Source organism: Leptolyngbya boryana PCC 6306, assembly GCF_000353285.1.
Lineage (GTDB): Bacteria > Cyanobacteriota > Cyanobacteriia > Leptolyngbyales > Leptolyngbyaceae > Leptolyngbya > Leptolyngbya boryana.
This window is the reverse complement of the sequence record NZ_KB731324.1, coordinates 4,111,597-4,127,387: the sequence shown is the minus strand read 5'-3', so window position 1 is coordinate 4,127,387 and position 15,791 is coordinate 4,111,597. Positions and strand designations below refer to the sequence as shown.

Genomic DNA, 15,791 nt, shown 5'->3' with positions numbered 1-15,791 from the left:
AGTTGAAACTTGCTAGAGTAGTTTCCTGGGCAAAGAAAGGCATTTGCTCAGGGCTGGTTGGGAAATCTTTTCAGCCTTCACACCCATCCCCGTGTTTCTGCATCGGTTAAAGGTCGCTCTAGTTTGACATATTCGTTGCGAGCCGCTGCCAGAATGTGCTTCATTTGTACTGCCTCATCTGCATCTGCTGCAATAAAGGCTGCATTAACGGCAATATTGCGAATGTTTCCACCTGCGACTCCTAAGCGGGCGAGCTTGTCGAAATCTAGATTTTCAGTCGGTGTATCTTTAGGAAAAACTCTGCGCCAAATTTCTGTTCGCTGTTGCTGATCTGGAAAAGAAAACGGAACTACAAATCGAATGCGCCGTAAGAAAGCAGGATCGATCGAGGCTTTCAAGTTCGTCGTCAAAATTGCTAGTCCGCGATATGATTCCATGCGTTGCAAAAGGTAGCTAACTTCTAAGTTCGCATAGCGATCGCGGCTATCTTTGACTTCACTCCGCTTGCCAAATAATGAATCTGCCTCATCAAACAGCAAAACTACGCCCCCTGCTTCAGCCGCATCAAAAATACGGCGCAAGTTTTTCTCAGTTTCGCCAATGTATTTACTCACAATCGTACTGAGGTCAATTCGATAGAGATCAAGCTGCAATTCGTGAGCAATGACTTCTGCGGCTGTTGTTTTACCTGTTCCACTGGCTCCAGAAAACAAGGCAGTAATTCCTAAGCCGCGCGCACTTTTACTGCCGAATCCCCAAGTTTCATAAACACGCGATCGCTGTTTCACATGAGCAATTAACTCGTGCAAGGTTTGCTGTTCTTTGTCGGGAAGTACTAGATCTTCCCAACCCATCGAACTTGAAATGCGCTGAGCTAGTTCATCTAAACGCGGGCGGGCTTGTTCTCGGCAAGTTTGCCAAAGGTTGCTTGCTAACTCATCACTCGAGGTGATGGGCAGAGATTGAACTTGCAGACAAGCTGTCTCGATCGCATCAGGAGAGAGATTAAACTGCGAAACCAAAGGAGCTAGTTGATTTGTGAGATTTGGTAAATGCTGATGCCACAGCGATCGCTGTTCAGCAGGAGAGGGTAGATCCACATCAAAGCTAAGGTAACGACGCTGACGTTGACGACGACGATCAGAAGTCGCCACGATGACGGGGGCAGCGAGTTGATCAATCAAACGAGAGAGCAGACTTGCTTGAGTAGAATTGAGATCGGATTCTAAGGTGCAGTCGATCCAAAATGCAGCTTGACTGAGCAGATATTCTCGTTCACATAGACGCATCAAGAGATGAAATTGCGCGATGTCGGTCGGAAGGGTATCAATCGCGATCTCAAAAAGATTGAGCTGAGATCGCGCCGCAATCGCAAGTGCGATCGCTTGTAAGCTGATGCGATCTTGTCCACAGAGTTGAATGACCGGAAGTTGCTTTAAGGATTGTTTCTGCGCAAATTGTATCCAGGATTGATAGCTCTGTTTGACAATCCGTTGGTGTGATTCTACAAGCGCGATCGCATCAGAAGCGACTGGTGTAATACATCCTGCTAATCTTTCATCTTGTTGAGGTAGCCCGATTAAATAATGGAGAATGCGCTCATCAATTCGGATGGGGCTTTGAGTGAGCGCATTACCTGCTCCAATCTCAATTAAATGCCAGTACCGCAAAGGTGAATCTGGTGCTAAAGCACTCCAATGCGGATCTGCGAGCGTAGCTAGTGCTAAGCTCAATGTTGGATAAGGCTTTTGTGCATCGTTTTGAACAGTGGCACAGAGCGTTGCCCATTCGCCATCGAACTCCATGCCTGCACAGAGGACTAAGAGATCGCGCTCATATTCAGACAGTCTGAACATTCGGCAGAGTGTCACAAGCGCAGGTGGGGCTTCTGGAGAGAATGCGACAGGTTCAAACAATGTCGGATCTTGTTTAAGCTGCTGCCGAACATGCGCGATCGCGGTTTGCAAATACTGTTGATTGAGTTCAGCCCAGGAAGTTAGAGAAGTCATCGTAGAGAGATTTGCAAACGCACACACCTGCTCTTATCTCTAAATTCCAAAACGGATGAAACCGTAGGGCTACGGAAGTAGTTTCACGATCGCAGTGAAATAATCATCTCAAAAATATTCATCAGGTTATGATTTCTGCAAACCATTTGGGTCAAGGTTGGGCGTTCCCGCTACAGGTGAGCGTTCAAGGTGGGTTACATCTGAGTGCAACCTATCAAAATATTGAAGAATCGATCCGAATTATCTTAGGCACAGAACTGGGAGAGAGAGTGTATCGTCCTGATTTTGGGTCGCGATTGTCGGAGTTAACTTTTGCACCACTGAACACTCAAACACTGTTGCTCACCCGAGTCTATGTGCAAGAAGCATTGGAAAAATGGGAGCCGCGGATTGTCGTGGATAGCATTCGCACTGAGCCAGATCCGATTCGGGGAAGAATAGACATTCTCGTGGAATATCACCCGAAAGAAACGCACGATCGCCGCAGTCTGGTCTATCCATTTTACCTGCTGCCTGCAAGCTAATCCGTAAAATTACGGCATCGCTAAATCCGGTGATTCACTTATTTGTTTCAGTGTTAAATTGACTTAGCTCATCGCTATTTACTCTGATTTGCGATCGCAATTTTATGGATATGGAATTTGAGTTTCTGCCTAAGTTACCCAAATCAGATCTGGACGATCGCACCTTTGAAGATCTGGTGAATGAATGTATTCTCAGGATTCCTCGGTACTGTCCCGAATGGACAAATTTTAATCCGGGCGATCCTGGCATTACGATGATTGAGCTTTTCTCCTGGTTAACTGACCAGATGCTGGTTCGGTTCAATCAAGTTCCACGCCGTAATTATGTTGCATTCTTAGAGTTACTAGGCATTCGTCTTTTACCTCCTACTCCTGCTCAGACTGAAGTTACTTTTTACCTGACGGCTGCTTTGCCAAGCACGTATCAAATTTCACCGGGTACAGAAGTTGCAACGGTTCGGACTGAATCCCAAGACGCGATCGTATTTAGTACCGATCGACCCTTAACGATTGGTACGCCTCGGATTACGCATTTTCTGACTTCTGAGACTGCCGATGCTGCGCCCGTCATGTTACGCGATCGCTTAACGAACTTTTGGACGGAAGAAGATGGGCAGTGGGAAGGACAAGCACAGTTTATTTTCAACGAGCGTCCTCAGCCTGGAAATTGCTTTTACATTGTGTTTGATCCTCGCTCTGAGATTGAAGGCAATGTGCTAGCGTTGACGCTCAAAGGTGAAGTCGCTAGCTCAGTTGGGATTAATCCCAACCAACCTCCGCGCCATTGGGAAGCTTGGAATGGTTCATCTTGGCAGCCCATTTTGCTGCAAGAAGACGATGACGCAACGTATGGATTTAGCTTTCGAGAAGCAGGGCAAGCGGTTCGGAATGCCATTCGAGAAGCCGATGTCACGCTGCATTTACCGCTGGTTTTTCCAGTGTCGTATTTTGGCGCATATCAGGGGCGCTGGTTGCGGTGTGTATATACTCAACCGCAAATGGGACAGTCTGGATATGCACGCGCCCCAGAACTGCTAGGAATGTCGGCTCGAACGATTGGGGGGACGATCGAGGTTCATCAATGTACGCTGATTCGAGATGAATTACTCGGAGAAAGCAACGGCACGCCTGGGCAGACTTTTCAGCTTCAAAGTGGCTCGATTTTGCCGCGTCGAGAAGGCGAGCACTTAATCGTAACTCCGCCAGGAGGATTGCCTCAAATTTGGCGAGAAGTGAATGATTTTGCAGATTCTGGTTCAGAGGATTTGCACTATACGATCGAGTCTTTGACCGGACAGATTCAGTTCGGTCCTTTGATTCGAGAACCTGGACAACTCAAAACCCAAACGAATGTCCGCAGCCGCAATCAGCTTACACTTGGCAACTCAGCACCCCCAAGTTACTCAGAAACTCGTCAGCAAATGGAGCGGCAATATGGAGCGGTTCCCGCACGCGGGGCAACAATTCGGATGGCAGCCTACCGAACTGGAGGCGGACGCAAAGGCAATGTACAAGCCGGAACAATTCAAATTGCGAAATCTGCTGTGCCTTATATCGATCGCGTGATCAATCATCGCTCTGCGCATCATGGAGCCGATGCAGAATCGCTAGAAGATGCAGTGATCCGAGTGCCGCAGATCTTGAGAACGCGCGATCGCGCCGTGACTCCAGAAGATTTTGAAACGCTAGCCGTGCAGGCAGGACAAGGATCAGTCGCGCGCGCTTTATGTCCAATTCGCTCGACTCAAGACACAACGCCTGGAGTCGTCGATTTGCTGATTGTTCCTAAAGCAAACCTAGATGGAATTGACGCAGCGATCGGCATCGCACCGAGCCAATTCAGTCTGACTCTACCTTTGAAAACGCAAATCCTCAGCTATTTGGATGAGCGACGATTGCTTGGTGTGCAAGTGAGACTGCAAGAGCCAGAATATGTAGGCGTGTCTGTGCAAGTCGAAGTTGGATTACTGCCTGAATATCAAAATACCCAAGCACAGCAAACGATTCTTCGACGATTACAAGTTGAACTATATCGATTTTTGAACCCGCTCATCGGTGGCGTGGATCGATGCGGGTGGGAGTTTGGCTGTCCGGTTTATGTTTCGGACATTGTGAGTTTGTTCCAATCGATTGTGGGGGTGCGGTATTTGGGAGCAGTCTTGTTGTTTGAACTGCGGCGGCAAGGTTCAGGCTGGATACGCACCCTAGCGCAAGACGGCATGATTGATCCAGGCAAGACAGGATTGATTTGCTCTTGGGCAGATCCTCGGCTGCGATCGAGCCATGCGATTAGCTTTATGAATTGAGGGAGGATGTTAGATGCGTTCTAGTTCAACTCTCAGTGTCAATCTCACTCCCATGCAAACGCCAGATTCGGCGCGATCGCAAGGCTCAATTCCTCAGTTGCTCCTTCGCCCAGGTGAGCCGAGTGAGCTAGTTGTACAAGTCAGAAATACTGGCTCAGAGCCGATGCAAGTCTCTCTACAGGTGGAAGGGAATTTTCCGCAAGACTGGTGCTGGGTAGGAATGGAAGGCTCAGAGATCTTGCCGCATCAAACGATGGATGCCGTGCTTTATTTTCGAGTGCCTGCGGACTTTTTTGAAGCTGCTGAAGCATTGCGCGATCGACCTCATCTCAACATCAATTACCAAGGTAGAATCTGCGTTCATGCTTCAGAGATTGAAACCGCAGAATTTCAGCTTTTTCTGCGTCCTCGAAGTTTGTACCTTGATTTTTTGCCTGCGATTTATCGAGAAATCGATTTTGTGGGGCGCTTTCTCAAAATCTTTGAAGAAACCTTTGAACCTGCGGTACAGAGCCTAGATGCGCTCTGGGCTTACCTCGATCCGCTGACGGCTCCAAAAGCTCTGCTGCCTTTTCTCTCGCACTGGGTTGCTTGGTCAGCAGAATCTCAGATGAGCTTAGATCAGCAGCGGCGATTGATTCGGAATGCAATGCAGATCTACCGATGGCGAGGCACAAGACGAGGATTAAGGTTTTATTTACACCTCGCTACAGGCTTACCACTCGATGAGCATCTCGCTGAAGAGGCAAAGCACATTAGTATCTTTGAGCTTTATCAGCGGGGATTTGTGTTGGGTACAACGCATTTAACCGAAGATGCCATTCTTGGAGGAGGTCGTCCGTTTCATTTCTGTGTCAAATTGCGTCCAGACCCAGATTTTCCGATCGATGAAGCGCTAGTAAGACGGGTGATTGAGCAAGAAAAACCTGCGTTTTGCACCTACGATTTTTGGATTGAACCCCGGAGCCAGACCCATGACGATGCCTTTTCTTCAACGATCGCTACAACCCTTTGAGCGGCTGCAAATTTCAGATGGATTGTTAATCACGGCAAAACGCTGGCAGCAGGCGCATTCCTATCATCGTCAGCGGCAAAATCTCCTCCATCAATCTGTGCATAGTCCTGGGATTGTTTGGGGACTCGGAGTTTCTGTGATTCGTGCGCCGGAGACGATCTCGTCACAATACCGCGATGGTCGTTGGGTACAAATTCAGCCGGGGCTAGCGATCGACAATTTTGGCAATCCGATTGTTGTACCTGCGCCGATCGAGTTTCGTATTGCTTCAGAGGCTTCTGCTAAGCAACCTGTTGAAGTCTTTCTGATGTTACGCTATGTCGATCCTGATAAATTACAAGCGCTACCGGAACAAGAAACGATTCAAGAAACGTTTCGGATTGATGAAACAGTGACTCTGCCGCAAGTCGATGAGATTGAACTCTGTCGAATTTGCTTAGCTCCGGGTCGTCATCAACTCAAACCAGCAGAAAATGTGATGTTTCCTGGGTTGAATGAACTTGACTTGCGCTTCCGTCCTGCGGCGCACGTCCGGCAAACAGAATGGGTCGAGGTGGGATGCTTTTCTGCTTCCGCAACCGCGCAGTTTCGAGCCTTACTGCAAAGCGCGATCGCACTTTATCCCAAAATGGCTGGACGGGTTGAACATCTGACCTTTCCCCTCAATTCCTCTGTGACAAAATACCATCTGTTGTATCTGACAAAAGCTCAATTTCTTGCGTTAGATGAGGCTTCGATGCGTGGATTGCTAAGCGCGATCGCGCAAGGCACAACAATCATAGTAGCGGAATCGTTGAAAGGATCAGCGATCGCCGAATTACAGACGGTTCGGCAACAACTCACGGATGCTTTGCTGGAAACTTCTGAATCTGAGGAAACCTATCTAGCAGTACAATGCGAACTGTCTGCTGTTACAGAGCAACTTCAGGAATATTTACAGCAGCAGCACGCAGAACTAAGCTTTCACTGCCATCAGTTGGGGATTGCAATCAGTCAGGTAGAATTGCTTTCATCCCGTCATCCGTTGAAGACAGAACCTTTCTTATTTTCTCAGTTTCCGACGCTAAGACAACAGCCGATTACGCTGTTAAATTCACAAGGATTGATTCATCTACTAGGTGACTTAAGTGTGGCTTGGGATGGCGAAGTGCCATTTTCCAGGGAAGCCGTGCGAACTTCGCAAGAATTAGGAATTAACGTGTTGCATTTTGCTTGGCAAAGGAAGCAGCGAACTACATTACAGGCAAGTACCGCCGCTCCAGAGCAATCTTCTCAATTCGTGCAAACTTATGCTTAATAAATTCCGACTTCAATTTAAATTTACGCTGTTGCTGAGTGTTCTGTTTCTGGCAAGTACTGGCTTAAGTGCCTTATTGATCTCAGGGCAAGTTCAAGACCGTGCCTCTCAGCAAGTTGTCGATCGAGCCATGACCTTAATGGAGACTATTAGCTCGGTGCGGGATTACACCTCGCAGAAAATCCAGCCCCTTCTGGCTGAGAAAATTGAAACAAAAGAGGAATTTGTCGCAGAATCGGTTCCGGCTTATTCAGCCCGCGAAGTGTTTGAGAGATTGCGACAGAAGATGGGTTACGAGGACTTTTTCTACAAAGAAGCAGCTTTGAATCCGACGAATCTTCGCGATCTCGCGAATGAATTTGAAACCTCATTAGTTGAGCGGTTTCGCCAGCAGCAAGACATTCCAAAACTGTTTGGGTTTCAAACCATCGCAGGCAAGCAGCTATTCTATGTCTCACGACCTCTGAGAATGACTGATCCAAGTTGCTTGCGGTGTCATAGTACACCTGAGGCTGCTCCGAAAAGTCACCTCAAAACTTACGGGAATGAGCGTGGATTTAACTGGAAATTGAACGATGTCGTCGCAGCGCAGACCCTCTACATGCCGAGCGATCGCATTGTGCAAAGTTATCAGCACCAATTTTTGATCGCGTTTGGTGCTTTTGTTGGGATTTTTGCGCTGATCATTTTGGTGTTGAATCTGCTGCTGACACGATCAGTGATTCAGCCGTTGCATCCGATCGCCAAAATTGCGAATGCACTCAATCAGGAAAATGCTGATATCAAAGACGAAGATTTACAGAAACTCAATCGTTTTATTCAGCGTAGGGATGAAATGGGGCAATTAGCCCGCTCATTTCGACATTTAGCCACGTCGATCTGGGCGCGAGAAACTTCTCTAAAACAGCAGCTCGAAATGCTCCATCAGGAAGTTCTCAATGCTCGATCGCCAGATGAAACCGTCGGAACTCAATCACAAGTTCAGGCATTGCTGGCAAAAGCAAAAGTGATTCGGTCTGCGCTCAAGGTCAATTCAACCCATTCTCAGTCCTAACCTATCCGCCCTAACTCATGTTAAAAGAACTGATTAAAACTCAGGTTTCCACGAAAGAAATTGCCTTTAAGCCGGGTGGTGATCCAGTTGCTTTTGAAGTCAGTGTGTTGAATCATAGTTCCCAGTTTGCGACTTTTCAACTGGAAATACTAGCAGCAGGGGTGGATGAAGTCGATCATCACTGGTATCGGTTGTCGCCAGAGGTTTGTAGTAAAACACCACCCGGCGATCGCACAGTTTTCCAAGTCAAAATTCTCAAAAATCCGATTCCAGGATTTGTTGGACAAGTGAATCTTACAGTTCGGGTTTTCTCGCTCGATCTGGCAACCGAGACGAAACAATCAATACGCTTGACTCTAGAACAAGGTTCTGAAGCTGTCCCCTTGGTGGTTGATCTGCTTTTAAACAAGATTCAAACTTATTCGGGTGATTTAATTGAGCTTTTAGTCCGCACGGATAATCCTGGGCAGGTGCCTGTCCGTGCGACGCTGCGCTTGCACGGATTAGCTCCAGAATGGTTTGCTCATGGCGTGGAGCAAACCATTCAAGTCCAGCCTGGACGGACATTAGAATCTATCTTTCTCTGTCAGCCTCCGGTCGAAACTGCTCAAAGTCAGGTGTATCCGTTCCAGGTCGAAGCGGAGATCGAAAATGGTGTGAGTAGCAGCGATTCAGGCACGCTTGAGATTTTACCGACAGGTGCGGCTGATTTTCGCTGTACAGTTCGTCAGCAAAAGATTCCCTTACACTTCCTCGAATTTTTCCAACGGACTGGAACTGCGACTTATCGGCTAGAGCTAGAAAATGCAACGAATGTGTCTCAAGATGCCCATATTGAAGTAGATTCTGGCTTTGTTACTTCTGATGAGATTGAAGTTCTTCCAAAGCTAGCTGAACTTCATCCCTATGAAACTCAGCAGTTTCAACTGATAGTTAAAAAACGTCGATCGTGGATCGGACGAACTCAATCTGGAATGCTATCTGTTCGAGCAGTGTGCTCAGACGCTCGGATTAGAACTCAAAACGAATTGCAAGCTTTGGAGTTGAAAGTTGCTCCGATGATTTCGGTATGGTGGCTTTCTGCGATCGCATTTTTTACAATCCCTGTTCCGCTCTGGATTTCCTCTTGTTACAATCCCCACAATCCGCACTGTGGGCATTCAGGAGCCGTTGCCTCAGTTCAGTTTAATGGCACTGCAGAACAGGCGATTTCAGGCTCGACTGATCAATCGCTCAGGCGCTGGTTGACTGCCGGATTCTTTAATCCGCTTGTGTCCCAAGAAATGGGCATTGTTTCAAAAACCAGCCAGGCAGTTCGAGTGATCCGCTATCAACCGATCGACAATAATCGCATTGCCGCAGGTCTAGAAAACGGGGAGATTCAACTGATCAATCTGCTCAAACAGAATTCTGCGCCCGATAGTATCTTTAGGCTAGGAGCGGGCGATCGCGTTTTTGATCTGAGATTTAGCAACGATTCTCAATACCTATTCAGTGGTCATGGCAGTGGAGCCGTTGCACAATGGAAACTGAGTAGTGCGAGTCTGAATACCAAGCCCGAACAAACCTTAACGGTCAATTTTGCGGTTTCTGCTTTAGCTTTAGTCGGAGACCAGCAATTAGCGATCGCGGGACGATTCAATCGCTTAGAACTTTGGAATTGGAGCCGTAAACAACACAAGCCCATTCGCTACCCGGTTGCAGGGGGGCAAAACCAATATATTCAAAGCCTAGCAAGCGCGAAAGCAAAACCTAATCTCATGGCATCTGCCGATAATCAAGGAACGATTACGCTTTGGAACCTGAAGGAATGCCTTGATTCGCAGCAGCCCTGTCAAGTCATCGAACAGTGGTCAGATGGGCATGGTGGGCAACCAGTCCGCAGTGTCGCCTTGAGTCCCAATGGTTGCTATCTTGCGAGTGCTGGTGCAGATGGCACAGCAAAGCTATGGGCACTTTCGCCGAATGGTCATCGGGCTGAACATCCTGACTCTGGCAAAGTCATCCAAAAGTCGTTGCGATCGACCGCCGGGATTGAGAGTGTGGATGTGGCGATTGTGAAAGATCAGGTGTTGGTGCTGAGTGGAGGTGCAGATACTCAGGTGCAGATGGATCAAGTGAACCGATTTAAGAATTTGGAGTGCGATCGTGATTAGTGCTGCGAAACATCCTAGCTTAGAAGAACTCTTGCAGTTGCCCATTCACCAACGTCGCCTAGTGAATTGGCTGATGCGTCATTCGGGTTCGACACTCTCGGAAATTGCCACAGCTTTGGGAGGGCAGCGGGCTGAAATTCAGCAAGAGTTAGAGGCTCTGATTGCACAGGGATTTTTGCAAGAAACCCGTTTTGCAGGTCAATCTCTGTATAGTTCTAATTTGCAACCTATTCGCGATCAGGATGCTCATACTGATCAAAATCTACCGATCTCTAAGCCATTAGTTGCGATCGTCAATTCGTCGGGTCACGATACGGTCATTCCCGGCACCTCTTTTATGCTAGATGTCAGCATTCGCAACCAAGGCGATCATCATGCCATCATTGATGTGTCTCTAGAAGAGATGGCTCCAGAACTTGCAGCGTGGTGTCTCAGTCCGCAAGAATCTCTAGCACTCGGGGCACAGCAGGCAGGAGATGTGTCTTTTGAATTTCACATTCCGGCGGCAGCATTTCCAGCGACGTATAGTTATACGATCGTGGTTGATGCACTTCAGCATTATCCAGAGTTTCCAGCGATTCAGTGCCAGCAGAAGCTAGAAGTCTTAGCAGCAGTTCAAGCAAGCGCGAGTGCGAGTGATCCGACCTTTGCAATTCAACCTGCGACGAGTGTAACTCAGCCTGCGATCGTACAGCCTGGCGCGGCACTGCAAGTGCAAATCATGGTGCAAAATCGCTCTGATCGCGTCGATCGGTTTCGATTTGTCTGCAATGACTTGCCGCAAGCCTGGTGGAAAGTCATTTATCCGCAGGCAGTTCAACTTTCTGGATTTCTTTTAGAATCAGACTGCCTCAATCTAAATCCAGGCGAGCAAGATCAAATTCTACTGATCGTGACTCCGCCGCTGACTGCAACCGCAGGCAATTATATTCCAACGCTGCAAATCAAATCTGATAACTATTCCGATCTTTCATTCGTTGATCTGCTCTACTTGCAGATTACGCCTGTCTACTCACTTCAGGCTGAACTGCGAACACTGAGCAATCGCATTAAGCAACAAAATGGATTGTTCCAGGTTCGCTTAACGAATCAAGGAAATACTCAACGTCAGCTTACGATTCATGCCCAAGAAGTTGACGCGCAAGCAGTCTGTAACTATATTTTAGACTCTCCAACCATTGAGCTAGCGGCTCATAGTACGGCAACGTTAGATTTGCGAGTCCAGCCTAAACAAGGGTGGCGCAGACCTTTGGTCGGTGGCGGGCAGGTCATCAATTTTAACGTCAACTTTCAGGATGAGCAGAAACATCCGATCATGCCCGAAACGGCTCCTGGGCTGGTGATTTGGGAAGCTCGCCCATTTTGGCAAATTTTACCTCTGATTTTGGCAGGAGTCTTAGGGGTTGGAGCGATCGCATATCTTCTCTGGTTTTTTCTCATCCGCACTCCCGAATCTCCAAAAATCGTAGACTTTGCTCCAGAAGATACACAGTACGCAGCCCTGAGCAGCGATGTCGTGCACCTCACTTGGCGAATTCGTGAACCGCATCGAATTCAATCGCTCAAGCTCGTCGGCTTAACTACTGATGGCAAGCCTGCAACACTGCCAACGGTTTATGATTTTAGCCGTGGGCTGCCCGATGTGCTGAAACCAGTCTGTACGATGCAAGTGGATTGGTTAGTCTGCCGGAATGTTCGCACAAATGCGCGCAAAGCAGGAGAGTATGTGTTTGAGTTGACGATCGAGCCGAAACCGTTTCGCAATGCGACTGGAGAGAGTAAGAAAACGCCTCCTGTCAAGATTGAACCGATGCCGACGGCTCAGATTGTAAGTTTTGCTTCGACACAGCCGATCTATCAGGAGGTTCCGAAATTTGATCCAAGCGATCCAAAAGTTAAAAATCAACCCAAGTTAGAGCCTGCTGAAGTGCGGTTAAATTGGGCGATCGCGAATCCTGCTCAATTGCAAACGCTGCAATGGATTGGACGTACGGCAGATGGAGCCGTGGTGAGTCCAGCTCAATCTTTTGATTTTAGTCAAGGTGTGCCTGAGCCGCTGAAACCTTTTTGTAAGCTGGATGCTCAGTTAGTCTGTCAGGCAGTTAAAACGGGATTGGGCAAGCCTGGAGACTATATTTTTGAACTAACGACGATTTCTAAGACGGGAGAAGTTTCTCAGCCCCGTAAAAGTGAATTGGTTAAAATTCTACCGAAGCCCCCTCGAATTCTGAGTTTGAAGCTTAATGGACAGGAAGCACAGCCGAAATATGTTGTTGCGATCGTTCTAGGTCAGCCGAATTTAATGGTGTCTCTGGCTTGGAAAATTGATACGAGCGCGGGCAGTAAAGTCGAACTCCTGCCTACACCTGGTAGTATTCCACCGGAAGGATCGGTGACTTTGCCACTGGCAGCTAAACCCGGAAATCTGATGTTCACATTGCAGGTTACTAGCCCGACGGGGCAGCAGGTTGTCAGAGCGATCCAAGTTGAGATGTTCGATCCGAATGCACAAGATCCAGCAGCAGTGGCAGCAGCAGCAGCGACAGCCGCCTTATCTGCAAAGCAGGCGGAAGCGGGTACGTCGGATGAGAACGGAGGAAATAGCTTGCTTCCCGTTCCTTCTGTGCCTGATATACTCTCTCCTTTAGAAGCTCCGCCTGAGTTTGGGCAGTAAAAACTTAGCTTCTGGTGGAATTTGTATCGCTCCAAATTCCACCAGAAGCATCAACGCAATAGGTTGACTAGATTCCAGGAATTTCTGAGACGTGGCTTTTCAATTCTTCTACTGAAAAGCGCACGACTTCTTGCCATTCCTCAGTCGTAAATTCATAACCTCGCTCACCCGCAAGTTTGACAAAGGTATCGACATCCGGTGCTGTATTCAACTCATCTCGCAAACTTGGATTCATTTGCGCTGCCCGAAATAGCTTGACTACTTGTTCCTTTGCCATGATTGACTCCATTTGCTAAAACTGCACGGATTGTTCTCGATCGAGTGCTTTGACAATCTTATTTCAGCAATCCAAAACTGCAACAAACTTTTTCTCCGTAATGCTATCGTTGATGATCTTTCAACATACATCTACCCTTCAGATCGAGATTGTATGTTTCTTCTTAAGTAGGTATCGGGCGAATGCTGCCGATCATTTCTTCTATCCAACAACGAATTTTCAATTCCTACTTCCGGCAGTCTCCCGCTGAACTCCGCCAAGCTAGATTTGATCGGCTCTACACAGTGGCTCTGTTCCGCCCTGATCTCGATGCAATTCGATCGCAATGGTTCCCGCCCGAATCCGTTCAACCTGAACTGGATAAATCTAGCAGTCATTCGATTTTTGATTCAATTTATCAACAGTATCACTGCACTCAAGGTGATCCGCTCCGCTGTCGAGAAACCTCCAAAACCTTACACTGCGAAACCTGTAAATTCCCCACTCAACTGCCTCAACAATCCCGTATTGCAGGTCAATTGGGTCAATATCAAATCGAACATTGGATCGATCGACAAGGCATGGCGAGAGTCTATGCTGCTACCCAAACTGAGACGAAGCAGGCGATCGCATTAAAAGAATATATTTTCCCCGATCAATACTTCAATTCAACAGATCGCTACCGTCAGAAAGATACTTTCAAACGGCTGTCAGGATTAACTCTAGCAGATGGCCGCTCCCAAGATGCTCGATTACTCTGCCCGATTGAAACAATTGCTGACCCAACGACCGAACGCTGTTATTTAATTTTCGACGATCGCTATCATTTCCCAACGCTAAAAGCGTATTTATCAGAAACAGGTGCCATGCCTGCAAAGTTAGTACAGCAAATCCTGAATCAGATTCTACAAACGCTGGAATTGCTTCATGTACAACGATTTCGTCTTCCGGCTGGACAACTTCAAGCTGGAATGGCTCATGGTAATTTACGGCTCGATACTATTCGAGTTGCTCAGCAAGACGATTCACTCGGGTTGATACCCCCTACTGCACACGCATCTCCCACACTGTTTCTCTATCTTTCAGACCTAGCATTATGGGAAGATTTGAGCGTTCCGCCATTCATTAAGCTTCCGCCTCGAACGGTTGCGAGTGACTTAGTTGCAGTTGGACAAATCGGATTTTATCTTCTTCTCGGTGGACAGTTTGATGCCGCCGGAAAGCCATTTGATCCTCGTTCTCCAGAGCATTGGATGAATGTAGAGCCAGCTTTTAAGCACTGGCTATTACGATCGCTCGAAATTGAATCTCCGTTTGAAAGTGCTGCGATCGCTCGTCAAGCTCTACTGGATTTAGCTTCAGAACAGCAGATTGCCAAAGCTTCGGCTCAACTTGCTCCTGAGCCAAAAGATCGAATGCCAAAATGGGTGCTTCCTCTGCTTGGACTGGTGGGCGTGATGGCGCTAGGTGTGATGGCTTGGCGATTTTTGCCCAAAGCAGAATCAGCGGCAACTCAGTCTCCTGAAGCGCCTGCTCCTTGCTGTATCAATGCGGTTAGCATCCCACAAGGACAGTTCAAATATACCGCAGTCAAAAATGGAACTTGGAGCTATGTCCTGCAACAGCCTGATCTGATTGAGCAGGGTCAAACGCTAGAAGCAAAATTAAAAGCTGCTCAACCTAAATTGCAATTAGCATTAGAGCTATCCGATTCGATCGATCAAGCAGTTCAAAAAGTTCAGGCAAGAACAGTAGATTTTGCGATCGCGCCTCTTCCTCCGAACCAATCCGCAGACTTAGAGTATCAAGCGATCGCTTATGACGGATTAGCGGTCGTCGTTGCTTTTAGCTATGTTGAACGTCAGCAAGGACTACCCAGTCAATTAAACGGGCAGCTTCATCTTGATCAGTTAAAACAGATTTATCAAGCGAGAGTGAGTAACTGGCAGGAGCTTGGCGGATCTGCCTTACCGATTAAACTCTATGCTCCAACCGATGTAGAAGCCGTTCAGCTTTTTGAAAATCGAGTGTTGCAAGGTAAAAAACTTCCGAGCCAAGACGCAATTTCGGGTCAAGGCGTAACTCAACAGTCGCATTTTCCAATGTTGCGATCGATTCTCCGGGATTTTGAGGAAGGCAGAACTGGAGGAATTGGATTTGCGCCTTTGAGTAAAGTATTTGGACAATGTGCGGTTTATCCTTTAGCTATTCAAACCAAAGAGCACAAAGCGATCCAATTGCTCAAGCTTCCTCAAGAGCCAATTCGTCCAAGTACGGATTTGTGCAATCAAAAGGGAAGCTATTCGGCAAATCGCGAAGTGATGCGATCGCAACAGTATCCGCTGACTTATCCAATCGTGGTGATTTACTCGAAAGACAACGATCGATCAAAGATAGGCGCAAAATTTGCGGAAATTCTGAAGACTCAAGAAGGACAGAAATTACTTGCTCAAACGGGTCTAGTGCCATTACAAGATTAAAATTGTTGCCCGATTGCAGG

At 47.5% G+C, this 15,791-nt stretch carries 10 protein-coding genes; 8 read left to right on the top strand and 2 right to left on the bottom strand.

The window, feature by feature from the left end; all coding sequences use genetic code 11:
• Nucleotides 1-77: 77 nt before the first annotated feature.
• Nucleotides 78-2,009: an ATP-binding protein gene (locus LEPBO_RS0120575; RefSeq protein ID WP_017289460.1), complete on the bottom strand. Its 1,932-nt coding sequence runs from the start codon at nucleotides 2,007-2,009 to the stop codon at nucleotides 78-80.
• A 128-nt stretch (nucleotides 2,010-2,137) separates the two neighbouring features.
• Between LEPBO_RS0120575 and LEPBO_RS0120570 the strand changes: the two genes are divergently transcribed.
• The 7 genes from LEPBO_RS0120570 to LEPBO_RS0120540 all read left to right on the top strand — a co-directional run bounded on the left by LEPBO_RS0120570 (nucleotide 2,138) and on the right by LEPBO_RS0120540 (nucleotide 13,035).
• Nucleotides 2,138-2,533, top strand: a complete 396-nt coding sequence (locus tag LEPBO_RS0120570; protein WP_017289459.1) for a GPW/gp25 family protein — start codon at nucleotides 2,138-2,140, stop codon at nucleotides 2,531-2,533.
• A 104-nt stretch (nucleotides 2,534-2,637) separates the two neighbouring features.
• On the top strand, nucleotides 2,638-4,839 hold the full coding sequence (locus LEPBO_RS0120565) for a putative baseplate assembly protein (RefSeq protein ID WP_239741195.1): 2,202 nt from the start codon (nucleotides 2,638-2,640) through the stop codon (nucleotides 4,837-4,839).
• Between the two features lie 13 nt (nucleotides 4,840-4,852).
• The gene (locus LEPBO_RS0120560; RefSeq protein ID WP_017289457.1) at nucleotides 4,853-5,854 is read left to right on the top strand and encodes a phage tail protein; all 1,002 of its coding nucleotides are present in this window, start codon (nucleotides 4,853-4,855) and stop codon (nucleotides 5,852-5,854) included.
• Nucleotides 5,814-7,151 (top strand): hypothetical protein, encoded by a 1,338-nt coding sequence (locus LEPBO_RS37735; protein ID WP_051077812.1) that lies wholly within the window; start codon nucleotides 5,814-5,816, stop codon nucleotides 7,149-7,151. The genes LEPBO_RS0120560 and LEPBO_RS37735 overlap by 41 nt, the downstream gene beginning before the upstream one ends.
• A complete protein-coding gene (locus LEPBO_RS0120550) occupies nucleotides 7,144-8,205 on the top strand; it encodes a c-type heme family protein (RefSeq protein WP_017289455.1) in 1,062 nt (353 codons plus the stop codon). The genes LEPBO_RS37735 and LEPBO_RS0120550 overlap by 8 nt, the downstream gene beginning before the upstream one ends.
• 17 nt (nucleotides 8,206-8,222) lie before the next feature.
• Nucleotides 8,223-10,361: a WD40 repeat domain-containing protein gene (locus LEPBO_RS0120545; protein WP_017289454.1), complete on the top strand. Its 2,139-nt coding sequence runs from the start codon at nucleotides 8,223-8,225 to the stop codon at nucleotides 10,359-10,361.
• Nucleotides 10,354-13,035 carry a COG1470 family protein gene (locus LEPBO_RS0120540; RefSeq protein WP_017289453.1) on the top strand — a complete coding sequence of 894 codons (2,682 nt, stop codon included), beginning with the start codon at nucleotides 10,354-10,356 and terminating at the stop codon, nucleotides 13,033-13,035. Before LEPBO_RS0120545 ends, LEPBO_RS0120540 begins: the two co-directional genes overlap by 8 nt.
• Nucleotides 13,036-13,102: 67 nt before the next feature.
• On the opposite strand, the gene LEPBO_RS0120535 is transcribed toward LEPBO_RS0120540, so the two are convergent.
• On the bottom strand, nucleotides 13,103-13,312 hold the full coding sequence (locus LEPBO_RS0120535) for a Nif11-like leader peptide family natural product precursor (RefSeq protein ID WP_017289452.1): 210 nt from the start codon (nucleotides 13,310-13,312) through the stop codon (nucleotides 13,103-13,105).
• A gap of 182 nt (nucleotides 13,313-13,494) precedes the next feature.
• Here LEPBO_RS0120535 and LEPBO_RS37730 point away from each other — a divergent pair, with 182 nt between their 5' ends.
• Nucleotides 13,495-15,771, top strand: a complete 2,277-nt coding sequence (locus LEPBO_RS37730; RefSeq protein ID WP_017289451.1) for a substrate-binding domain-containing protein — start codon at nucleotides 13,495-13,497, stop codon at nucleotides 15,769-15,771.
• The last annotated feature ends 20 nt before the right edge of the window (nucleotides 15,772-15,791 follow it).